General features: G+C 50.9%; 23 protein-coding genes. 15 read left to right on the top strand and 8 right to left on the bottom strand.

Going from position 1 to position 23,052, the window contains the following annotated elements; all coding sequences use genetic code 11:
* Nucleotides 1-29 precede the first annotated feature (29 nt).
* Complete coding sequence (locus AC0LWE_RS00585; RefSeq protein ID WP_279063462.1) at nt 30-1,136, top strand: tail fiber domain-containing protein; 1,107 nt, start codon at nt 30-32, stop codon at nt 1,134-1,136.
* On the opposite strand, the gene AC0LWE_RS00590 is transcribed toward AC0LWE_RS00585, so the two are convergent.
* A complete protein-coding gene (locus tag AC0LWE_RS00590; protein ID WP_279063461.1) occupies nt 1,102-1,833 on the bottom strand; it encodes a phage tail fiber protein in 732 nt (243 codons plus the stop codon). The two genes, AC0LWE_RS00585 and AC0LWE_RS00590, sit on opposite strands and share 35 nt — an antisense overlap.
* Before the next feature lie 131 nt (nt 1,834-1,964).
* Between AC0LWE_RS00590 and AC0LWE_RS00595 the strand changes: the two genes are divergently transcribed.
* The 10 genes from AC0LWE_RS00595 (at nt 1,965) to AC0LWE_RS00640 (ending at nt 10,442) form a co-directional block, all read left to right on the top strand.
* Nucleotides 1,965-2,534: a recombinase family protein gene (locus tag AC0LWE_RS00595; RefSeq protein WP_123429206.1), complete on the top strand. Its 570-nt coding sequence runs from the start codon at nt 1,965-1,967 to the stop codon at nt 2,532-2,534.
* A 152-nt stretch (nt 2,535-2,686) separates the two neighbouring features.
* The gene (locus AC0LWE_RS00600; RefSeq protein WP_142503445.1) at nt 2,687-3,106 is read left to right on the top strand and encodes a translesion error-prone DNA polymerase V autoproteolytic subunit; all 420 of its coding nucleotides are present in this window, start codon (nt 2,687-2,689) and stop codon (nt 3,104-3,106) included.
* 3 nt (nt 3,107-3,109) lie between these two features.
* Entirely contained in the window at nt 3,110-4,378 is a 1,269-nt protein-coding gene (locus tag AC0LWE_RS00605; protein WP_279063460.1) for a Y-family DNA polymerase, read from the top strand.
* Between the two features lie 408 nt (nt 4,379-4,786).
* Nucleotides 4,787-5,986 carry an MFS transporter gene (locus AC0LWE_RS00610; protein ID WP_255210205.1) on the top strand — a complete coding sequence of 400 codons (1,200 nt, stop codon included), beginning with the start codon at nt 4,787-4,789 and terminating at the stop codon, nt 5,984-5,986.
* 45 nt (nt 5,987-6,031) lie between these two features.
* Complete coding sequence (locus tag AC0LWE_RS00615) at nt 6,032-6,520, top strand: cysteine hydrolase family protein (RefSeq protein ID WP_016246481.1); 489 nt, start codon at nt 6,032-6,034, stop codon at nt 6,518-6,520.
* Between the two features lie 272 nt (nt 6,521-6,792).
* Nucleotides 6,793-7,572, top strand: a complete 780-nt coding sequence (locus tag AC0LWE_RS00620; protein WP_474264571.1) for an MBL fold metallo-hydrolase — start codon at nt 6,793-6,795, stop codon at nt 7,570-7,572.
* Nucleotides 7,573-7,700: 128 nt separating this feature from the next.
* Complete coding sequence (locus tag AC0LWE_RS00625; protein ID WP_034496757.1) at nt 7,701-8,675, top strand: GlxA family transcriptional regulator; 975 nt, start codon at nt 7,701-7,703, stop codon at nt 8,673-8,675.
* A gap of 231 nt (nt 8,676-8,906) precedes the next feature.
* Nucleotides 8,907-9,359 carry an acyltransferase gene (locus AC0LWE_RS00630; protein WP_279063559.1) on the top strand — a complete coding sequence of 151 codons (453 nt, stop codon included), beginning with the start codon at nt 8,907-8,909 and terminating at the stop codon, nt 9,357-9,359.
* A 179-nt stretch (nt 9,360-9,538) separates the two neighbouring features.
* Nucleotides 9,539-9,907, top strand: coding sequence for a nuclear transport factor 2 family protein (locus AC0LWE_RS00635; protein ID WP_279063557.1), 369 nt, complete (start codon nt 9,539-9,541; stop codon nt 9,905-9,907).
* A gap of 31 nt (nt 9,908-9,938) precedes the next feature.
* On the top strand, nt 9,939-10,442 hold the full coding sequence (locus tag AC0LWE_RS00640; protein WP_279063554.1) for a GrpB family protein: 504 nt from the start codon (nt 9,939-9,941) through the stop codon (nt 10,440-10,442).
* A 136-nt stretch (nt 10,443-10,578) separates the two neighbouring features.
* Here AC0LWE_RS00640 and AC0LWE_RS00645 read toward each other — a convergent pair whose 3' ends face one another.
* Together AC0LWE_RS00645 and AC0LWE_RS00650 are read right to left on the bottom strand one after the other, a co-directional pair.
* The gene (locus AC0LWE_RS00645; protein WP_279063552.1) at nt 10,579-11,247 is read right to left on the bottom strand and encodes an SOS response-associated peptidase; all 669 of its coding nucleotides are present in this window, start codon (nt 11,245-11,247) and stop codon (nt 10,579-10,581) included.
* A gap of 509 nt (nt 11,248-11,756) precedes the next feature.
* The gene (locus tag AC0LWE_RS00650) at nt 11,757-12,698 is read right to left on the bottom strand and encodes a VirK/YbjX family protein (RefSeq protein WP_059179727.1); all 942 of its coding nucleotides are present in this window, start codon (nt 12,696-12,698) and stop codon (nt 11,757-11,759) included.
* A gap of 167 nt (nt 12,699-12,865) precedes the next feature.
* Between AC0LWE_RS00650 and pphA the strand changes: the two genes are divergently transcribed.
* Entirely contained in the window at nt 12,866-13,510 is a 645-nt protein-coding gene (gene pphA, locus AC0LWE_RS00655; RefSeq protein ID WP_202667815.1) for a protein-serine/threonine phosphatase, read from the top strand.
* Here pphA and AC0LWE_RS00660 read toward each other — a convergent pair whose 3' ends face one another.
* The 5 genes from AC0LWE_RS00660 to yebS all read right to left on the bottom strand — a co-directional run bounded on the left by AC0LWE_RS00660 (nt 13,511) and on the right by yebS (nt 19,555).
* A complete protein-coding gene (locus tag AC0LWE_RS00660; RefSeq protein ID WP_015959409.1) occupies nt 13,511-13,702 on the bottom strand; it encodes a YdfD/YebW family protein in 192 nt (63 codons plus the stop codon). It lies immediately after the preceding gene.
* 104 nt (nt 13,703-13,806) lie between these two features.
* Nucleotides 13,807-14,046 carry a YebV family protein gene (locus AC0LWE_RS00665; protein ID WP_015959408.1) on the bottom strand — a complete coding sequence of 80 codons (240 nt, stop codon included), beginning with the start codon at nt 14,044-14,046 and terminating at the stop codon, nt 13,807-13,809.
* A 103-nt stretch (nt 14,047-14,149) separates the two neighbouring features.
* A complete protein-coding gene (gene rsmF, locus AC0LWE_RS00670) occupies nt 14,150-15,592 on the bottom strand; it encodes a 16S rRNA (cytosine(1407)-C(5))-methyltransferase RsmF (protein ID WP_202667816.1) in 1,443 nt (480 codons plus the stop codon).
* Nucleotides 15,593-15,669: 77 nt separating this feature from the next.
* Nucleotides 15,670-18,303 (bottom strand): PqiB family protein, encoded by a 2,634-nt coding sequence (locus AC0LWE_RS00675; RefSeq protein WP_219347648.1) that lies wholly within the window; start codon nt 18,301-18,303, stop codon nt 15,670-15,672.
* The gene (gene yebS / locus AC0LWE_RS00680) at nt 18,272-19,555 is read right to left on the bottom strand and encodes a membrane integrity lipid transport subunit YebS (protein WP_059179731.1); all 1,284 of its coding nucleotides are present in this window, start codon (nt 19,553-19,555) and stop codon (nt 18,272-18,274) included. The genes AC0LWE_RS00675 and yebS overlap by 32 nt, the downstream gene beginning before the upstream one ends.
* A gap of 129 nt (nt 19,556-19,684) precedes the next feature.
* On the opposite strand from yebS, the gene AC0LWE_RS00685 reads away from it, so the two are divergent.
* The 3 genes from AC0LWE_RS00685 (at nt 19,685) to prc (ending at nt 23,031) form a co-directional block, all read left to right on the top strand.
* Complete coding sequence (locus tag AC0LWE_RS00685) at nt 19,685-20,182, top strand: GAF domain-containing protein (protein ID WP_059179732.1); 498 nt, start codon at nt 19,685-19,687, stop codon at nt 20,180-20,182.
* A 97-nt stretch (nt 20,183-20,279) separates the two neighbouring features.
* The gene (proQ, locus tag AC0LWE_RS00690; protein WP_059179733.1) at nt 20,280-20,963 is read left to right on the top strand and encodes an RNA chaperone ProQ; all 684 of its coding nucleotides are present in this window, start codon (nt 20,280-20,282) and stop codon (nt 20,961-20,963) included.
* Between the two features lie 19 nt (nt 20,964-20,982).
* On the top strand, nt 20,983-23,031 hold the full coding sequence (gene prc, locus AC0LWE_RS00695) for a carboxy terminal-processing peptidase (RefSeq protein ID WP_202667818.1): 2,049 nt from the start codon (nt 20,983-20,985) through the stop codon (nt 23,029-23,031).
* Nucleotides 23,032-23,052: the final 21 nt, after the last annotated feature.

Here is a 23,052-nt window from a genome sequence, read left to right on the forward strand (position 1 = left end):
TAACGATCGTTATTATCGTGAGGTAGTTCATGCTTTATAATATCGGCACCATCGCAATTAACGGAAATACCGCTACCGGCACAGGCACGAACTGGACGGCTCCCGCCAGCCAGGTCCGTGCTGGCCAGACGATTATCGTCATGTCTAACCCGGTCCAGATGTTCCAGATTTCAGCAGTAAACAGCGCCACGTCCATGACGGTAACGCCAGCTGCTTCCCCGGCGCTGAGCGGCCAGAAGTACGGCATTCTGGTATCAGACAATATCTCTGTCGATGGCCTGGCGCAGGCGATGTCTCAGCTCATCAAAGACTACGACGAGAATATCGGTGCGTGGGAGACTTTTGCCACAACCACGGCAAACCAGAGCATCACTGTCACCATCAACGGCAAGGCAGTAAGCATTCCAGCGATCGGCAAGTTACTGCAGAAAGGAAGCAATGGTGCACTTGCTGTCGCAGACGGCGGTACCGGCGCAACGAAGGCAGAAGACGCTCGCACAAACCTCGGTTTAGGAAGTAGTGCCACGAAGGATGTCGGAACCGCTGCTGGGAACGTCATGCAGGTGGGGGCTTTTGGGCTAGGTTCACCTCAGCAGAATAAGCCAAACAATGCTAATGCATCTTTTATCAGTGACGCTGATGGTTTAACTCTGTGGGCTCCAGCCAATGGTTGTGGTTATCAAAGTTCTTACAATACGCAGCGAATTGCGCAAATGTGGGTAACATCTAACGGTGCGGGGTACAGCCGATTTTTGACAAACACAAACCCTCAAACGCCAAAAACCGATGTACCGTGGACACTTTACCAGGCCTCTGGAACGTCAGACATTAACTTCAAAAAAGTAACGGGGGATCTTGATTTAAACGAGTCGCTTTCAAACATTGAGGCAATGGATTTTAAAACTTTCTATTACCTGGCGGATGAGGATAAAACGATTCGCCGCGGTGTAATCGCCCAGGAGCTCGAAATGATAGATCCGCAGTATGTTCACTCAGCGGAGGAATCAGGGAAAATGACACTCGACCTGAACCCATTGGTGCTCGATGCGCTGGCGGCAATCAAAGCTCTTTCAGTCCGCATCAGAACATTAGAGGGAGAAACTAAAGCTGCAGCTCCTGACTCATCCGCTGGTTAAACATAGAATCGTTGGGCATATCCAGACGAACATCGATCCAGCTGTTCTCAGGTACGTCCATCGGTTCACCTTTAGTTTTAACGATCTCACCTTCATTGCTAAGCATGTATTTGCGCTTATAGAGTCGAATGGTGATCATGCCGCTTCCCGTTTCTTCTGCCTCAATAACACCCAGCTCACCCATGCCACCGGGGTCCATCGGCGGGAGTAGTTGCCACCCTTCAGATGCCAGACCTGCAGAGCCGGCAAGCACATATACGCCAGTATCGAGACGAGAGATGCTGATTCCTTCAGCCTCCCTATTAGAGGCACCACAACCACACCAGGTAAAGCCGTCCTCATCAATATCTCTACGCTGGTTTTCCTCCTGCGATTTCACTATACGAGCAACTGGTGAAGCCGCTTTGAGTGTGCCATCGCTGGCTTTTGTCGTGTTTGTTGTTGAATACAGCTCTGACCATGTCCCTCCCTGAGAATTACCATAGGTACGTATAAAACCACGGGCTTTACCTCCTGCGGTAATGGCAAAATCAGAGCCATATGATCCCTGGGGGATGTGGAGAACTGTTACTCCCGTTGTACCAGCGGGATTGTGCTCAGTTCCACCCTGTATTGATAGTAAGGATGAAACTGAGTTTCCGGTCGCATCCATATACAGAGTATTTTGAACTCCCAGCCCAAAAGCCCCCACCTGCATAACGTTCCCCGTAGCGGTTCCGACGGTCTTCGTCGCGCTGTCTCCCAAACCGACGTTTTATAGATTGCCTCTCAAGTGTCTGGTCGATAACTTCACCTCATTTTTTTTATGAAAAATGGTGGATGAAAAATATGCAGATTGGCTATGTCCGGGTGTCAACAAATGACCAAAATACTGATCTCCAGCGGCAGGCACTTGAACGCGCAGGATGTGAGCAGATTTTTGAGGAAAAAATGAGCGGAACCGTTGCTAATCGCCCTGCACTCAAAAGACTTCTTCGGGCGTTAAACGAAGGCGATACGTTGGTGGTCTGGAAGCTGGATCGACTGGGAAGAAGTATGCGGAATCTTGTCCTTCTGGTAGACGAATTGCGGCAGCGCGGTATTCATTTTCGTAGCCTCACCGACAGCATAGACACTTCCAGCCCCATGGGCCGATTCATCTTCCATATCATGTCCGCGCTTGCGGAAATGGAAAGGGAACTGATCGTCGAGAGAACGCGCGCTGGCCTTGCCGCTGCGAGAGAAAAGGGAAGGGTTGGCGGTCGTCGCCCAAAATTGACTTCCGAGCAATGGGCACAAGCCGGACGACTCGTTGCGAACGGCATCGACCGTAAGCAAGTCGCTTTAATTTACGACGTAGCAGTCTGCACACTGTACAAAAAATTCCCGGCAGGAAAGCCGGATGGCGCCGAACTGTAGGCGGGAGGAAAAATTTACAAAAACATATTTGTCGATGCATGAGAAGGTTACGGGCAAACCGCTTAAGCCTTAATCAGCCAGCTTCATAGCGCACCTTGATCAGAATTTTCCATTCAACTACTGTATATAAAAACAGTATCGAGGCGTGCATTATGAAGTTGTACAGACCAGCAGAGTTACGTGAAGTCATTGCTATTCCGCTTTTCAGCGACTTAGTGCAATGTGGATTTCCCAGCCCGGCAGCGGATTACGTCGAGCAACGTATCGATCTGAATGAATTGATGATTCATCATCCGAGTTCAACCTACTTCCTGAAGGCTGCCGGGGACTCGATGATCGATGCGGGAATCGGGGACGGTGATCTGCTGGTGGTGGACAGCTCCATCACAGCAGATCATGGAGATATTGTGATCGCCGCAGTCGAAGGAGAGTTCACAGTAAAACGCCTGCAGCTTCGACCGACGGTCCAGCTTAATCCAATGAATAGCGCTTACAGCCCGATCATCGTGGGCAGTGAAGATACCCTGGACGTTTTTGGCGTCGTGACTTTCATCGTTAAATCGGCGAGCTGAAGTATGTTCGCGCTCTGTGATGTGAATTCCTTCTATGCATCATGCGAGACGGTTTTCAGACCGGATCTGCGGGGGCGGCCAGTAGTTGTTCTTTCTAATAACGATGGTTGTGTGATCGCGAGATCAGCAGAGGCCAAGGCGGCTGGAATTACCATGGGTGAGCCGTTCTTTAAGCAGAAAGATCTGTTCCGGCGCGCTGGCGTTGTCTGCTTCAGCAGCAACTATGAGCTGTATGCTGATATGTCGAACCGGGTAATGACGACGCTCGAGGAGATGAGCCCTCGCGTCGAAATTTACAGTATCGACGAAGCTTTTTGCGACCTGACTGGTGTTCGCAACTGCCGGGACCTGACGGAGTTCGGCAAAGAGATCCGAGCTACGGTTCTGAAGCGTACGCACCTGACTGTCGGGGTTGGAATCGCGCAGACGAAAACCCTCGCTAAGCTGGCAAATCACGCTGCGAAGAAATGGCAGCGCCAGACAGGCGGGGTGGTTGATTTATCTAATATCGATCGCCAGCGCCGATTGCTCGCTATCGTGCCGGTAGAGGACATATGGGGCGTCGGAAGGCGTATCAGTAAGAAGCTGAACGCCATGGGCATCAAAACGGCCCTGGACCTTTCTGAGCAGAGTACGTGGATTATCAGGAAACACTTTAACGTGGTGCTCGAGCGAACCGTTCGGGAACTGCGCGGCGAACCCTGTCTCGATCTGGAAGAGTTTGCACCTGCGAAGCAGGAAATCGTCTGCAGTAGGTCGTTCGGTGAACGCGTTACTGAGTATGAGCAGATGCGCCAGGCTATCTGCAGCTATGCCGCCCGTGGTGCTGAAAAACTTCGGGGTGAACATCAGTACTGCCGCTTTATCTCTGCGTTCGTGAAAACCTCTCCCTTTGCGCTTAACGAGCCGTATTACGGTAACAGCGCGTCCATGAAGCTTCTCACCCCCACTCAGGATTCCCGCGCTATTATCAACGCCGCGGTAAAGTGCCTGGACAAAATCTGGAAGGATGGCCACCGATATCAGAAAGCGGGGATCATGCTCGGAGACTTTTTCAGTCAAGGCGTGGCCCAGCTCAATTTATTTGACGAGAACGCACCGCGGGCTGGTGGCGACAAGTTAATGGAGGTGCTGGATCAGTTGAACGCTAAAGGCGGGAAGGGCACGCTTTACTTTGCTGGGCAGGGCATACAGCAGCAGTGGCAGATGAAGCGTGAAATGTTATCACCACGGTATACCACCCGATTCTCTGATCTACTCGTTGTCAGGTGATTTTTCAGTGAAACCTTGGATTGGAAGGTATGGATAGTTCATGTAAATGTCCGCTTTGTGCCAGGAGCGGACACCCAGATAAAAAAGCATATTAACGTTGAATGATTTCCTGGATGGCATTGGCTGATTAGGTCTTTACTCGACCGCATGACATATTGGCCCAATTTCATTGATTCCTGGCGTGCAGCCCACTCACTGACTACTCATCACTCTCCCTATAATGGCAACGTCAGCAGGCCATTAGCTCATCTTTCTCATGAAAAATCGCCTTGTTCAAACCTGATCGCCATCCTGGCCCAGCATCTTTCTGAGTGACGCAACCTTAACTCAGTCAGTAATAGTCACTGAGACTGAAATTGTATTGATGCTTAATTTCGTGTCTTTCGGAGCTTCAAAAAAATGAGGAATATGCATCGACAGGTCCTGATACTTGCAGGTTCTCAGGCCATCTTTCAATCCATAGCGGTACTGATAATGACTATCGGTGGGCTTGCAGGTGCGCTTCTTGCCCCCGGCCCCGCGCTGAGCACCGTACCGCTCGCAATGGCAAGTCTTGGCACTGTGTTAGTGATGTTTCCTGCATCGTTATGGATGAGCCGGATAGGCAGGAAAACCGGCTTTATAACCGGTGCTCTGAGCGGAATTATATCGGCTATTATTTCCATGGCGGCAATGATCCAATATTCCTTCATTCTGCTGTGTATTGGTATGTTCTTTCTGGGGATTTATCAGGCGTTCGCTCAGTTTTATCGCTTTGCCGCCGGTGAAGTCGTTCTCCCGGCATTCCGGACTAAAGCTATTTCGCTGGTATTGGCTGGAGGTGTCGTTGCCGCTCTGCTTGGCCCGTTTCTGGCAAGCTTCGGAAGCGCATTTTTTAGCGTTTCCTATGCAGGGTCATTCCTCTTTATGGGAATAATGGCTTCGGTGGGTCTGTTGCTATTATCACGTTTACAGATACCGGTTCAGTCAATGGAAGCTTCTGAACACGTTATCGCGAGGTCATGGAAAAAAGTCGTTTTTCAGCCCGCTTATCTTGTTGCCCTTTTTTCCGGCGCGTCAGGATTTGGAATTATGGTACTGGGCCTGACCGCGACACCTATCGCGATGAAGCACTACGATTTTGACTTGCCTCAAATTGCTACCGTGATACAGCTCCACATACTGGGCCGGTTTGTACCGTCATTCTTCACCGGAAAACTGATCGACCGATTTGGCGTCATTAACATTATGCTGGCGGGCATTCTTCTCATGCTTGCTTACCTTGCTCTGGCGTTTTCAGGCGTCACCTGGGGAGTGTTTACGGGTGCATTAATATTGATGGGAATCGGTTGGAACTTTCTCTATGTCGGCGGAACCAGCTTATTGGCAACAACTTACACTACAGAGGAAAAGGGGGTTGCGCAGGCGACCAATGACATGAGCGTCTTTATCTTCAGCCTGATTTGTTCGCTGGGTGCCGGCCCACTGCTAAATGCTTATGGCTGGAAAACCATGCACCTCCTTTTAGTACCCTGGGTCCTGTTTCTTATGGTGCCGCTACTGTGGCTCGCTGTGCGTAAAAAACGTCAGGATAACGCTGAGAATGAGGTCACTTTACCACTGCAGTAAATTGACTCTGTGAACCTTCCAACCAATAAACCCCAAGGACTCAACATGAAAAATGCTCTGATTGTTATTGATATTCAGAATGATTATTTCCCGGGCGGAGCCTTTCCGCTTGAGGAGCCTGAGCTAGCCTGTAAAGCTGCAATGACTGCGATTGAAAAAGCGCGCAAAGAAGGTTGGCTTATCGTCGGCATCCAGCATATTGCAACGCCCGAAGCTCCTTTCTTCAAACCTGACAGTAAAGGCGCGAACATTCATCCGGATGTTGTTGCTGCACTGGGAAATGCACCCGTGATTATCAAGAAAGAGGCAGACAGCTTCTTCGAAACCAGCCTTGAGCAGTTGCTACGTGAGAATGGCATCACTGATATCTATCTTACCGGCATGATGACGCAGCACTGTGTCACACATACTGCGCTTTCCCCGCAAGCTCAGGGCATGAAGATGCATATCATTGCGCAAGCATGCGCTGCACCCACCAAAGCTCTGAGCGATCTTGCCCTGTTCGGACTGAGTGCACGCTGCAATGTGAGTTAACCAACTGATTTTGTTAAGTACAGGCCTATCCAGGGGATGTGTTTTTTCAGATAACACATCCCTTTTTTATTTCATTTGAACCGTCATTGGGTTGTAACGGAATACCACTAAACCCTGCGCATTACGATTGACCTGATTTCATCGGTTAATGACCAGAGAGCATGTCACGACCTCTCCCTTCCTCATTTTATAGTAAGCCCACTCGCATCCCCCCGGCAGCACAACAGCCAATACGGTGGGTGAATAAATCTGATTAATGACTGGAGCAATAAATGAAATTAACGCAAATCCGCAACGCCACGCTGGTACTGGAATATGCCGGTAAAAAATTCCTTATCGATCCTATGCTGGCCGAAAAAGAAGCCTGGGACGGCTTTGCTGGAAGTGCACGCCCACATCTGCGTAATCCAATGGTGGCCTTGCCTGTGGCCGTTAAGGATTTACTGACGGTTGATGCCGTTATCCTGACTCACACCCATACCGATCACTGGGATGAGGCTGCCCAGCAGGCTATTCCCAAAGACATGCTTATCTACACGCAGGATGAAAAAGATGCGGCACTTCTCCGCTCTCAGGGCTTTCTCAACATTCGCGTTCTGAAAGAGGAAAATCATTTCGTAGACGGCATGACTATTTACAAAACCGACGGCCAGCATGGCAGCAACGAATTGTACGCTGATGCCCAGTGGGGTGAGCTACTCGGTGATGCATGTGGGCTGGTCTTCACTCACCATGATGAAAAAACGTTGTATATCGCGGGTGATACTGTCTGGGTTAAGCCTTACGCAAAAAACCTGCAACGTTTCAAACCGGAGATTGTGGTGCTGAACACCGGTTATGCGGTAAATGACCTTTACGGTCCGATTATCATGGGCAAAGAGGACACACTGCGCACACTGAAAATGTTGCCCAATGCCACCGTCGTGGCGTCTCATATGGAATCGATTAATCATTGCCTTCTTACCCGTGCGGAACTTCGCGAGTTCACGCTTGAACATGGTATTGAAGATAAGGTTCTGATTCCCGCAGACGGCGAGAGAATGGCTTTCTGACAGGCCATCCCACCTGACCTGATGAGGAATGCCATTACTACTGGTCACCTGTTATTGTTTGGTCAGTTAAAATAAGCGTTTTAGCCGCCGGTAAGCCGGTGGCTATCATTTACGGTAAGGTTAACGTTATGTCTGCACTGACGGTCGCCGTGATTGCCACGGCCGGATTTAGCCCATTTCACTTTTCAGTCCCTTGTATTATTTTCGGGCAGTCTATGCCGCAACCGGATTTATTCTGCGTCGAAATCTGCGCTGAAAACCCTGGCGTTGTTATGTCTGATATGGGCCTGTCCATCAACGTGGAGCATGGACTTGAGCTGCTGGACACCGCAGACATTATTATCGTGCCTTACTGGAATCATCCGGAAGAAAAACCATCTCAGGCCCTGCTGGATGGGTTAATAAAAGCATGGCAGCGTGGTGCAGAAGTGGTGGGACTTTGTCTCGGTGCTTACGTACTTGCCTATTCCGGCTTACTGGATGGGCACCGTGCTGCCACACACTGGGAATACGAACAGGACTTTATTGAACGATTTCCTGCTGTCCATCTGGACAGCAACTCGCTGTATACCAGTGATGAACGTCTGATTACCTCAGCGGGCACCGCCGCCGGTATTGATTGCTGCCTGAATATTATCCGTGACCATTACGGTTCTGCTATAGCTAACCGGGTGGCAAGAAGAATGGTTGTTCCACCTTACCGGGAAGGTGGCCAGGCCCAGTTTATTGAACGCCCGGTCCCGGTATCGACCCGGGATAGCAAAATGAATGAACTGATAGAGTATCTGCGCCGTAACCTGGACAAGCCTCATGATCTCGACTCACTTGCCGGGTTTGTCAGCATGAGTCGACGAACGTTAACGCGTCATTTTTTCAGGGCAACCGGAACGACGCTTGGCGATTGGCTGAACGCGGAACGCCTTCAGAGAAGTCAGGAGTTACTGGAAACGACAAACATTAGTATTGAACGTGTATCCGAAATGGTGGGTTTTCAGTCGCCAGTCTCATTTCGTCAGAGCTTCAAAGCGAGATTCAGCGTCAGTCCAAGCGAATGGCGTAGAGCTTTTCGAGGGCCTGCGCCTGTTGATGTCGACGTGAAGTGAGAGCCAACCCCTACCAGTTTAAATCCTCTTAGCTAGAAGGTTTGTATCACGTCCGTTCCTCGCTCATAGCAGACCTTCAGATCCGGGAGGGTGTCCGCTTAGTGCCAGGAGCGGACATTACAATCATCACAGTGAACGAATCATTGGGGGCTGGTTAGTTTAGCTACTTAGTAAAGATAAACTTTTTAAGCTATTCTGGGCCGAATTATCTCGTGTAAGGACTCAGTTGATATGAAGATTATTGAAAGCGGGATTCGTGACGTTGAACAAGGTAAAAATGTAAAAGTTGTCATGCCTGTAAACCTCTATGAATGTGACCTAGGCGATGATGTTTTTGTAGGGCCATTTGTTGAGATACAAAAGGGATCTGTCATAGGCGACAGAACTAAAGTGCAGTCACACACTTTCATCTGTGAGAACGTTACCTTAGGCAAAGACTGCTTTATAGGCCATGGCGTAACCTTTGCTAACGATCTTTTCAAGTGTGGAAGTCCTGATGCTTCTGCAGAAACTTGGATACATATTGTATTAGGCAACGCAGTAATAGTGGGTAGCGGAGCAACAATTTTAACAACGGAAATTTGCAGTGGTGCGGTGATTGGTGCAGGTAGCGTTGTTACAAAGCCAGTGCTGGTAAAGGGTGTGTATGCTGGTAATCCGGCCCAGCTTTTGAGAACGCTTTAAGCATCACCTCTGCAAATTCTTAGCCCAAACTCATATTCTCCTTAGGCTGTTAACGCCCGCTTCTCGCTCTTAGCCAAGTGAGATCAATCTATCGGCAGGTTAGTGCCAGAAGCGGAAGTAGCGCATGAACTGTTATGGTAAATTTGAACGTCCGGCTTAATCACTTGAGGATAAGCAGAATGCTTCTGGAGAAGCTCAGATTGCTTGAGTGCAGACTTCACGGCGACAGGCGCAATGATCCGGAGTGGCTGGAACTGATTCTTCATCCTGAATTCCGTGAAATCACCCGGTCAGGTGTGACGGTCGACCGGTCAGAGACCATTGCGTCGCTGCTAAGTGAAAAGGCTGCACCGTATATTCTCAGCAGCGATTTCCGTCTTACGGAGATGGGCTGCGGTTACGCTCTGCTTCACTATCGGACGTTTTACGCTGATGGCAGCCATCATGCATTACGTTCCTCTTGCTGGATTTGTTCGGATGAGGGCCAGTGGACTCTGTTTTTTCACCAGGGAACGCCGGCCTTAGGCAATGCCGGGGTTCAGGGTTGAGTTGCACACTTAGGACAGAGAGAATGTGTTTATGCGGAAGATTATTGTTGTGCCATACGATGATAGATGGCCGGAGATGTTTGAAGCTGAAAGTTTACTGATAAAAACATTGCTCGGTGGAATGGCTAAGGATGTCCATCATATTGGAAGCACGTCAGTTCCTGGTCTCTCAGCAAAGCCCGTAATTGATATGCTACTTGAAGTTTCCGACATCTATGAACTGGATAAGTACCATTCAGCAATGGCCCACGCCGGGTATGTTGCTCGCGGTGAGAACGGGATTGCGGGGCGCAGATATTTCATTAAAGGTGGTGATCAGCGTAGTCATCAAGTCCATGCGTTTGCAGTCGGAGATATGCAGGTATTGAGACATCTTGCTTTCCGTGATTATCTTCGAAGAAACAAAGACATTGCAGAAGAGTATACTGAGATAAAACACGCAGCTGTATTACTCAGCAGTAATGATGCTCATCGCTATAGCGCCCTCAAAGCGAAATTTATAGAGCGTCATCAACAACTAGCGCTAGCTGTCTGAGAACGATTGAGATTGAGTTCGTTGCCGGGAGGGTATGTTCAATAATAATGAATTCACTGAGTAGTCATCAGTCAACGTCTGCTGTTCGCTCATATCAGACGGTGGTGCTTGGAAGGCAAAAAAATAGCGAAATTAACTAGATCGCTTTGATCAATTCTGGTCCTTGGTTTTTCGGGTTCCCGATTGCACGCGTTACAGCGTGCCATACGAATTTGTCAACAGACAATGTTCCGTCGGCAATAATCTCTTCAGCTTCCTTACCCACAATATCCTGTCGCATCCACTCTCGGGCTGCTTCTGGAGTCAAGATGAGAGGTCGTCGGTCGTGGATATCGACCAGGCCCTCATCGGCAGCAGAAGTCACAATCAGAAAACCCTCCGCCTCATCGCCGCGTTCAAACGGCGTGCTGCCGATTGCTGCCATGAATATCGGTTTGCCGTCGGTGCGGTAGATGAAGTAGGGCTGTTTCTTATCGCCTTCCTTCTTCCATTCAAACCATCCGTCTGCAAAACAGATAGCCCGGCCATGCTGCCAAAGAGGTTTGAACATTCTGCTGCTGGCTGCAGTCTCTACGCGCGCGTTTATCAGTGGCGGTTTGTCCCACCATCCCGGTGCGTAGCTCCAAAGCACCGGATCGAGGTGTAACTGCTCGTCACGTTCGCTCAAAAGCAAAACTTTTGTGCCTGGCGCTACGTTGTACCGTCCGATTGGTTCTGGATCGTATGCGATGTCGCGATCAGCTTCGTCTGCCAGGTAAGCCAGGTATTCTTCGCGAGTTTGAGCTTGTGCAAAGCGCCCACACATAAAAACCTCCAGCCAGTCAGACTGAAAGTATAGGGCAGGGAGGAAAAGTAGCGCGCTGGTTTAGTGTTACAAACGGATCGGAGTCGATTATGCTGAGGAGAGAGGTATGCGTAAAGCGGTGTGATGCGAAACTGGAAGGAGTTACGCAAAGTTGATGTGGTTTTTTGGATCGAAGCGATCCCGAAGTTCCCTCGTCGCCCACTCGAAAATTATGGCAACGGTTTGATCTTGAATGGATATAATGGTAAGTATTGGAACCCATATTTTATGGGTTTTTTGATTGTAACTTGTTGAATTTAGCCAAAAAACGCTGGATAAAACGAAAACAGGAATCGTATTCGGTCTCTTTTTATCTGCATGATAATGAACTCATTTCCCATTATAAGCTTCAGCAGAAGAGCGTCCTGTGCTTCTCTTTTAACCATACCACAATCCGGCAGGCGAAAGTCCAGCGCTTTTTGGCCGTTTTGTTAAATTTATGTATGACTGCGACGAAAGCCGCCTTCCGGTTAAAACCGCGCGTTAACGCACTCCGCGATCTCATCCAGCAGACCAAAGCGACGACGGTATTCCGCACGCTTTTTACTGGCGATGCTCTCAAGCGACTTACGTTCCATTGCTAACGGTAACGCCCAGCGGAATGAGGAGATTTTTTTAGCGTCGATAGACGCCCAGAATTCATCATAGCTGGCGTGGAAGTGACGGCCTTTGCTCAGGCGATAGCGCAGGGCGCGGAACACGTGGCCTTCATCACTGACGCCGTAAATAGCTTTAATGTCACTTTTAGCGACGAGATTAAAAATGACTTCCATCAGCACACGTTTTGGGAACAGGCCGTGGCAAGCTCGGGTCGCTTTTTTGATCGCGTCACGCGTCACGCCTCTGCGCGGACCCTGAAGCCCACCGATAACCAGCGCTGAATGGTCGCCTTCCGGCACAACGCTGAATGTCAGGCTAGCAAGCAGCGTGTCTTCATTATCGCGTAGCCAAAGCGTGCTTTCGCCTTCGCGCTCTGCTTTGCTTGCGGTTGACGCAAACACGGTAAAGCCCACGTCATCCTTTGCCTGAAAATGCACAACGGGCTGCGCGGTTTGATGGGTTAGGGCGTTTTTCAGCTCTGCATCGGGTAAAGCGTCCAGCCATTCATAGTGGTGAATGACCGCCTCAGCACGCGCTTTAGCACCGATTCCGCGTGTCAGATACTGCCGATGCGTTTTACTCGGCAACGTGATCTGTGCGGCCAGCAGCTTGTCAAAATCGGTCCGTCGTGACAGCGCTGTCAACATGTGGTTGGTCGAAGACCAGAACAGCAATGAGCGCAGAAGGAATTTAAGACGATAGTCACGCTTCCTCCAGATCGCGCCAGGAATAAGCTGGCCGTTGATCAGCGAGGAAATAATATTGACGGGTTGTGCTTCAGGCACATCGATTTGCAGGCTGGTGTTTGACACGATGGAGACCTCATTAGAATTCTTTGTCTATTCTAAGGTCCTGAAGAGGATGATTTAAGATTTGCTAAACCTTTATTTCGGCTTCGTTTAACCATGATTGATATTGGCAACATCACCCAACGCGCTTTTTAAATGATTTAGCACGCTATACTTTTAAAGGAGGCGCTATGTATAAATCATTCGATGGCAAAAAATGGCGGCATATCTGGGTGGTGAGCGATATTCATGGTTGCTACCAGTGGTTGATTGATGAATTAACTCAGCGCGGTTTTAATCCCGATGAGGATTTGCTTATTTCCGTCGGTGACCTTATCGATCGCGGGCCGGATAGCGTAAAATGCCTGCAACTGACACAGGAAAAATGGTTCCTGGCGGTACGGGGCAATCATGAACAAATGGCGTTGGATGCGCTCGAAAATAATGATTTTGCACTCTGGACGATAAATGGCGGTATATGGTTTTCTCGCCTGACGTCTTCGCAAAAAATAAAAGCAATGGCATTACTCCAGGCGTGCCGGGAATTACCGCATATTATTGAAATAACCTGTGCAAACGGACGGAATGTCATTGCGCACGCTGATTACCCCTCTTCGGTTTACCTTTTGGATAAACCGGTCAGCCTCCATCGCGTGTTGTGGAATCGAGAGCGTTTAACCCGTTTACTGAACGGAGAGGGCGAAGGGATTTCTGGCGCTGACCATTTCTGGTTTGGCCATACTCCACTCAACAAACGCAGCGACTTTCACAACCTGCACTATATCGACACGGGTGCTGTGTTCGGTGGCACGTTGACGCTGGCTCAATTACAGTAATTAAAAGTCGCTGTATTCCTGTGCGGGTGACCAGAATCCGTCGATAAAATCTTCGACAGGATAGCAACCGCCATGGCGAATTCGCTGCTCTTTTTTCGACGCCACGCATTGCCATTCGGTGTTGTAAACATCGATAACGATGTCATCACAGCCGCCATCCAGGTAACAAACAAAAAGTACCAGTGCAAACATCTCATCCTCTGATCTGGCTTCCAGACTATCAGTGTAGGGGATGATTTATCGCAGGGGAAATTTGAGGGGATAAATAACCCGCCTTCGGGCGGGTTCTTTTTGAATCAGGCAAGGCGCATGACCCAGGCATCGGACTGTTGATCGTAGTGCTCACGGTATAGAACGGAATGTTCGCCATCAAGGATCGCTGGAACACTGGTGTCCGCATCCCAGGCATCAAGCTGCATACATAAATCCGGATCGGATTTACACGGAATGGTTAACGTTCGATCGCCTTGATTATCGCCTTGTAACTCGGCATCGTCGATTTCAAATGCGCCGATACGCACGTTGGTTTTCGTCATAATGCTCTCCGCAGTTCGCTGAAAATCTGGTTCGACCAGTGTGATCGTCCATTTTTTAGCGTAGCGCAGGAGAGCAGAAGTGCCAGTGAAAATGTGCGGTTTTTTAATTGGCGCTCTCGTGGCCGGTAAACAAGCGACCATCACGAACCAGTTCTCGCGGATAGCTGTTTTTCAGCCTGGAGCCGATTTTTTTCGCCAGCCCTAACGGAAATCCCTGATAAGTAACCACCACTTCGTCACGCGTGGGCGTGAGTTCAGGGTAAACATCGCGTCCGCGATACCACTCTTCGGCTTCTGTGTGGGTCAGCGCAAACGTGTTTGCGTCATTGGCCAGCGCAATGACCGCCTCATGCTGCCAGCGATAGCCTTTGTTATGCACTTCTGCTAATCGCATGCCGATGCGGGAGAATCGTACTTTGCCGATCATCGTTTCGACATCCACCGGGAAGAGCCAGATCTCTTTATCGCGTTGCCAGAGACGTAAATTATCATCCCAGTTAAGCCCTGCTTTTTGCGCGGCAGCGACAATCTGTGCCGTTTCGCGCCCTTTGAGCGGGGCGAACGGGAAGTGACCGACTTTGTATTTCGGTGCAGGTAATGGCGCAATGGCCGCCGTTTTACGCAAGCGCGCAACGAAGAAACCTTCGCAGTCGAATATCTGCGGAAAAACGTGCAGGAAACCTTCAGGCGTGAGCGCTTCTGCTGCAGAGTCGAAAAGCGAATCTAACGGCAGAAATTCGACGGCTTGCGGGTATTGCGCTTTAAGCCACAGGCAGACCGATTCGTTTTCGTCACGGTTCAACGTGCAGGTAGAGTAAACCAGGGTTCCGCCGGGACGCAGCGCATGAAACGCGCTGTCGATAAGCTCGCGCTGGGTGGCGGCAATCTCAAGATTACTGGCAACGGACCAGTTTTTAAGGGCGTCGGGATCTTTACGGACTACGCCTTCACCGGAACACGGCGCATCCAGCAGAATGGCATCGAAGGATTCCGGCAAAGCAGCACCGAAAACACGTCCATCAAAGTGGGTCAGGGCGACATTGCTGATCCCGCAGCGGCTGATGTTAGCGTGTAACACTTTGACCCGGCTGGCAGAGAATTCATTTGCAAGAATAACGCCCCGATTGCCCATTCGTGCCGCAATTTGGGTGGTTTTCGAACCCGGCGCAGCGGCAACATCCATCACCCGAGTGGGTTGATTATCGTCTGCAAACAAGGCGGCAACCGGCAACATCGAGCTGGCTTCCTGGATATAAAATAGCCCGCTTAAATGTTCGGCCGTGCTCCCGAGCGGCAGGGCGTCTTCATCTTCGCGTTCAATCCAGAAACCTTCTTCACACCATGGCACGGGCGTCAACTGCCAGCGATACGGAGACACCAGCGTCAGGAAATCCGGCACGCTGATTTTTAATGTATTTACGCGAATGCTGCGGCGCAAAGGACGCTGGCAGGCTGCAATAAAGTCATCAAAAGAAAGATGAGCGGGAAGCGCCTCGCGCATTTGCGCCAGGAATTCGTCAGGAAAAAATACGGAGTTTTGAGCCACGGACACACCACTGGGAATAGTTCAGGCGCGCAGTGTAGCATAAAGGCTCCGGCGCGTTGACACCGGAGCCTTTGGGATTACCGTGGCAGTGCGGTTCCCCACTCACGCCACTCTTTCGGTTCACTTTCGAGCAACAGGAAATGTTTCCCCGTCTGCGCTTTCGGCGCGAGCGGTGTGCCTGGCGGGGTGGCGAAGGCGATACCGCCGCGAATGAACTGGTTAAATGTCCCGGTTTTCACTACGCCGCCGGTCAGACCGAAGTCCAGCGAATAGCCCGACGCCAGCCAGAAGACTGAGTTGTTGCGAACCAGATGCTGGAAGCGTTCGCTGATGCGCAGCCCGACCATCACGCGATCCGACAGGGTGCCCAACGTCAAGCCCGTGACGGTCCCGACCTCGATACCACGGAACAACACCGGCGTACCGATGCTCATGGAGCCCGCTTCTGGCACTTCGACAACAATGCTCAACCCGTCTAGATAACGCGAGTCGGTAATCGTCGCTTCCTGCAGTTCAAAGTCACGGCGCGCCTTACCGCTGCCCGGTTCAACGTTGATATAGGGCTGCAGAATGGTGTCCAGATGCTCAACGCCCGCTGCAGAAATCTGCGGCGTGACGACCGAGAAGCGTGTCCCCGTCCGGGCAAAGTTCTGCACGTATTCCGGATAAAGTACCGCCGTAGCCTGCACTTCATTGCGCGCGGTGATCAACGTCAGTTTCTGGATTTGACCGATATCAATCCCTAAATAGCGAATCGGCATTCCTTCGGCGAGCTTACCGGCATCAAAGGCGTGCAGCGTAATTTGGCCGCCAACCGCACGTGCGGCGGTTTCAGACGGATACAGAATACGTTTATCGCCTTTGCGCTGGTTGGCACTCGCACCACTTAAGTTATCGAAGCTGATAGCACCGCGCAATGCACGGGAGAGGGGAGCTGCTTGCACGGTCAGCCCGCTACCATTGAGCTGCACTTTTGCCCCGCCTTCTGCCCAGAACACGCTGTTGGCGGTCAGTAAGTTACGATATTCCGGTTTGATATGCAGTTCGATATCAAAGGCATTGGCACGCGGCCGCACGGTGATAATTTCGCCCACCTGAAACTTGCGATATAAAACGACAGAACCGGCCTGAACGTCAGGCAGCGTATCAGCGCTGAGCGTTAACGTGGTGGTTGGCAGGTCGCTCATGCTGTTTTCGATCGCTTTATCCAGATTGGCATACAGCGGATAGGCTTCGCGCATTTCCCCTTTCTGACCCGGCAGGATACGGACGCCGCCGCTTAGCCATTCGCCTGCGCTCGCGCCAAGGAACTCGACCCCGTCGAACCCAACTTTGACATCCACGCGGCTGTTAACCACAAATTTGCTATCGCCATGCACTAAATCGCGGTATTGCGGATCGACCGCAACGGAGAAAATCACCCCATCTTCCGTCAACTTGCGTTCAAGAACCTGGCCCACCTGCACGCCATGTAACAGCAACGGCTGGCCCGCTTCGATACCGTAGCTTTCGGGGGCATTGAGGGTCAGCGTCATCACGCCGGGTTTTTGCAGCAGGGCTTTGTCCGCTGGGGCAATGACAAAATTATTGTTGGGTTTCCCATCACCGGGAATTAGCTCAAAGGTGCTGCCTGTCAGCAGACTGCTAATGTTGGCGTCGCTGAGCGAGAGTTTTGGATTGCGAAGCTCAAGACGTGTTCCCTCGCGAAGCAGATCGACAACGCTTGGGTCAACGGTCATTTCACCGGTTACCGAACCGCCCGGATTCAGCGTCAATTTCGTGAGCTGACCAACCTGTAAACCTTGATACATCAGCGGCGTAGAGCCCGCTTTCAGACCTTTTGCGTCCGGCAGTGCCAGTTTGACGATCACGCCGCGCTGGCTGTGGGCCAGATCGGCATAGAGACCGAAATTATCATCTACCTCGGCAGGTTTTGAACCCTCTGGTGAGTCGAAGGCGATGGCACCGTTAACAAGTGCTGCCAGGCTTTCGAGCTTCACTTTTGCGCCGCTCAAACTGACGTCAGCATCCACGCCTGAAACATTCCAGAAACGACTGCCTTTTTTGACAAGCGAAGTGAATCGACGCTCGATCAGCACATCAATCGTGACGCCCTGTTTATTCGGATTAATGGCGTAGTCATAGACGCGTCCGACCGGGATTTTGCGGAAATAGACCAGCGAACCGCTGTTGAGCGAGCCCAAATCCGGCGAATGGAGCTGAATCATCAGATCGCCGTTATTCAGCCGGTATTTAGGCTGCGTATCCAGCGCGGTAAAGTGTTCCTGAGGCTCACCTTTACCTGGCATCATGCCGATGTAGTTCCCGCCCACCAGTGCATCCAGTCCGGACACGCCCGCCAGAGACGCTTTTGGCGTGACCAGCCAGAACTGGGTTTCACTGCGCAGCGCATCCTTCATATCGGCTTTGATGCTGACGCGAACCTCGATTTTATTCAGATCCTTACCAAGCCGGATATCCTGGACCGTGCCCACTTCAACGCCCTGGAAGCGCACGGGTGTTCGCCCGGCGACAATGCCGTCGGCGGTCTGGAAGTCAATCGTAACGGTATTACCGCGATCTTCGTAACTCGTCCAGATAAGCCAGCCCGCTATCATCAGTGCGATAACAGGGAGTAGCCAGAAAGGCGAAATACGGCGTTTTGTTTTAATTCTCGCTTCAGTCGGCGAAGCGGGCGTTTCCTGACTCATGTGCATCCCAAAGTAAGCGGCTATCCAGCCATTCCACTGCAAGAATAGTCAATATCACCGCAGAGCCGAAATAAAAAGCCGCGGGTCCCATAGTAAAAGCAAGCAACTGATCGCGATTGATCAGCGACATCATCAACGAAATAACGAACAAATCCAACATCGACCAGCGGCCAATCCACGTGACGAAACGTAAAAGCAAAATACGTGCCCGTAGCCCTTGTTCACACTTAAACTGAATGCTGATGAGCAAGGTAAACATGACAATGACTTTGGTAAATGGCACCAAAATACTGGCAATAAACACGACACCGGCCACTGCAAAGTTACTGTGCGCCAGAGAGATAATGCCAGACATAATGGTGTCTTCCTGTCGTCCGCCGTTAAGGTAAATCACTGAGATTGGCAGGAGATTCGCCGGCAGCAGGAACACAATCGAGGCGATCAACGCGGCCCAACATTTTTGCAAGCTGTGCTTGCGGCGCAGGCGCAACGGAATGTGACAGCGAGGGCAGCGGCCCCGGGCATCAGGTAATCCGGTAAAGTGGCAACCCAGACATGCCCTGAGATTAGGATCGGGCCGCGTCGCCGGGCGCTGGGGATAGAAACGCTCCCACAGCTGTTCCACATTCAGGTGAATCAGCGTCAGGATGCTTAGCAGCACAAGCGCGATAAAGGCAAAAAGCCCGATACCCGGCTGTAAGAAAGCGTAATCCTGCACTTTGATGGACGTTACTCCGATGCCGACCAGATAGATATCCAGCATCACCCACTCTTTGAGCTTCTCCAGCATCAGTAGGACCGGGCGCAGATTCATGCCTAAAATATTGCCGAACCAGAGATACGCAATGGCAACGACCAGCACCACCGGGGCGCCGACGGTGCAAAACAGCACCATTGCTCCCGTCAGAGGATCGCCTTGCTGCGTCATCTGCCATATACCTTGTAGCAGATTTGCGTCGATCCGCACGCCAAGCAGATAAAGCTTAAGCAACGGTTCGCTCCATGCAAACGGCATCAGCAAAATCATGGTGACAGCCATTGCGGCCAGTCGCGTCAATGACCAGTCGCGTCCGTCACGGATTTTGGCGTCGCAGCGAGGGCAGTAGGCGCTCTGGTGCGATTTCATCTTCGGCAACATAAAAAGCGTATCGCACTGCGGACAACGCTGATAATGTGCACGCGGTAGCGCATCGCTGACCGAGTGGACAGTGATCTTCCTTGCTGGCGTAATTTTCGGATTATTGAGAGCCATTAGTCGCGCATAAAAGGATTAATTAACGTTATATTAACTCATCTTGGGATTCATCTTGAGAATGAAAGCATTTAATGTTTAGTTAAAAAGGCTATGCACACATTTTGTAGACAACCAAGTGATTGATTAATGAACAAAACAGAATTCTACGCGGATCTTAACCGCGATTTCCAGGCATTGATGACAGGTGAGACCAGTTTTTTAGCGACTCTGGCTAACACCAGCGCGTTGCTGTTTGAACGTCTGTCGGATGTGAACTGGGCGGGGTTTTACCTTCTGGAAGGGAATACGCTTGTACTCGGACCGTTCCAGGGCAAGCTGGCGTGCGTGCGAATCCCGGTAGGTCGGGGCGTATGCGGTACGGCGGTTGCTCAAAATCAGGTCCAGCGCGTTGAAGATGTACATGCCTTCGACGGACATATTGCATGCGATTCGGCGAGTAATGCCGAAATCGTTCTGCCGCTTAGCGTAAAAAATCAGATTATTGGCGTTCTGGATATCGACAGTACCGCGTTTGGCCGCTTCACTGAAGAAGATGAGCAGGGCCTTCGCGAGTTAGTCGCAAATCTGGAAAACGTATTAAACGCGACCGATTATCAAAAATTCTTTGCGAGCGTCGCAGGATAATCAACGGATAACGTAGCATTTACGGATGGCGTCATTATAATGTCGCCTGTTCATGCCTGCGGCTTATTGGCAACGTCCGTTGTAATCAGGAAATTTCATGGAAAATCAACCTAAGTTGAATAGTAGCAAAGAAGTTATTGCCTTTCTGGCAGAGCGTTTCCCACAGTGTTTCAGTGCTGAAGGCGAAGCTCGCCCCCTGAAAATTGGTATTTTTCAGGATCTGGTAGCACGCGTTGAGGGTGAGATGAGTCTCAGTAAAACCCAACTTCGCTCTGCCTTACGTCTTTATACTTCAAGCTGGCGTTACCTTTACGGTATCAAGCTGGGCGCGACGCGTGTCGATCTCGACGGCAACCCTTGTGGTGAGCTGGACGAGCAGCATGTTGAGCATGCCCGTAAACAGCTTGAAGAAGCGAAAGCGCGTGTTCAGGCACAGCGTGCTGAGCAGCAGGCGAAAAAACGCGAAGCTGCCGCGGCGAATGGTGAAGAAGCACCACGTCGTGAACGCAAACCGCGTCCTGCTCCGCGTCGTAACGAAAATAGCGAGCGTAAACCGCGTGCAGATAAGCCAGCGGCTAAAGCACAACCTGCAGCTCGTGAAGAACAACGCCACACTCCGGTTTCTGACATCAACGCGCTGAGCGTCGGTCAGTCTCTCAAGGTGAAAGCGGGTAACAATGCGATGGATGCCACCGTACTCGAAATCACCAAAGATGGCGTTCGTGTGCAGCTGACTTCTGGCATGTCAATGATTGTACGCGCAGAACACCTGGTGTTCTGAAACGGAGGCCAAGCCTGGCATGAACACTCTTTTTAAGATCACCGCACTGGCTGGCCTGTTAGCAATAACAGGCCACGCTTTCGCTGCGGACGATATTACGCGGGCCGATCAAATTCCGGTATTAAAGGAAGAGACTCAGCACGCAACGGTGAGTGAGCGCGTAACGTCGCGTTTCACCCGTTCGCACTATCGTCAGTTCGATCTCGATCAGGCCTTTTCGGCCAAAATCTTCGATCGATACCTGAACCTGCTGGATTACAGCCATAATGTGCTGCTGGCAAGTGATATTGAACAGTTTGCAAAACGTAAAACCGACGTCGGTGACGAGCTGCGCAGCGGTAAACTCGATCTGTTCTACGATCTGTATAACCAATCTCAGAAGCGTCGTTTTGAACGTTATCAATACGCGCTTAAAGTGCTGGAACGTCCAATGGACTTTACCGGCAACGACAACTTTAATCTCGATCGTAGCAAGGCGCCGTGGCCAAAAACGGAAGCTGAGCTGAATGCGCTGTGGGACGGTAAGGTTAAGTTCGATGAACTAAGCCTGAAACTCACGGGTAAAGACGAGAAAGAGATCCGAGAAACGCTGACACGCCGCTACAAATCGGCCATTCGTCGTTTGGCGCAAACCAACAGTGAAGATGTATTCTCGCTGGCGATGACCGCGTTTGCTCACGAAATCGATCCGCACACCAATTATCTTTCTCCGCGTAACACTGAACAGTTCAATACTGAAATGAGCCTGTCTCTGGAAGGTATTGGCGCAGTGCTGCAGATGGATGAAGATTACACGGTGATTAACTCCATGGTCGCGGGTGGTCCTGCGGCGAAGAGTAAATCCATTGGTGTGGGCGACCGAATTGTTGGCGTTGGCCAGACGGGTCAGGGCATGGTCGATGTAATCGGCTGGCGCCTTGATGATGTGGTTGCCCTTATCAAAGGCCCGAAAGGGAGCAAGGTCCGCCTTGAGATCCTGCCTGCCGGTAAAGGTACGAAGACCAAAACGGTGACACTGACTCGCGAGCGTATTCGTCTGGAAGACCGCGCCGTGAAAATGTCAGTGAAAACCGTTGGCAAAGAAAAAGTCGGCGTTCTCGATATTCCTGGTTTCTACGTCGGTTTGACAGACGATGTGAAAGTGCAACTGCAGAAGCTTGAAAAGCAGAATGTCAGTAGCGTGATCATCGACCTGCGGACCAATGGCGGGGGGGCTCTGACAGAAGCGGTTTCCCTTTCTGGCCTGTTTATCCCGTCTGGACCGGTTGTTCAGGTACGTGATAACAATGGCAAAGTGCGTGAAGATGCGGATACCGACGGCGTTGTGTATTACAAAGGCCCGCTGGTGGTGCTGGTTGACCGCTTTAGCGCGTCCGCCTCTGAAATCTTTGCCGCTGCGATGCAGGATTATGGTCGCGCGTTGATTGTCGGTGAACCGACTTTCGGTAAAGGCACAGTACAGCAATACCGCTCCCTGAATCGCATTTACGACCAGATGCTGCGCCCGGAATGGCCTGCACTCGGTTCTGTGCAGTACACCATTCAGAAGTTCTATCGCGTGAATGGCGGAAGTACACAGCGTAAAGGCGTGACGCCAGATATCATGATGCCGACAGGAACGGAAGAGACTGAAACGGGTGAGAAGTTTGAAGATAACGCGTTGCCGTGGGACAGTATCAATGCTGCCACCTTCGTGAAATCTGGCGACATGACCCAGTTTGGTCCCGAGTTGCTGAAAGCGCACAATGACCGTATCGCAAAAGATCCGGAATTCCAGTACATCATGAAGGACATTGCCCGTTTCAACGCCCTGAAAGAAAAACGGAATATCGTGTCTCTTAATTATGCTCAGCGTGAGAAAGAGAATACGGAAGACGATGCAACGCGTCTGGCACGCATCAATGACCGTTTGAAACGTGAAGGCAAGCCGCTGCTGAAAAAACTGGACGACCTGCCGAAAGATTATCAGGAGCCAGATCCGTATCTGGACGAGACGGTGCACATCGCGCTCGACCTGGCGAAGCAGGAAAAAGACAAGCCTGCGGTTCAGCCCGCTCCAGTCAAATAAAGACCCGACAGGCACAAGAAA

Source organism: Lelliottia sp. RD5 (assembly GCF_056032945.1).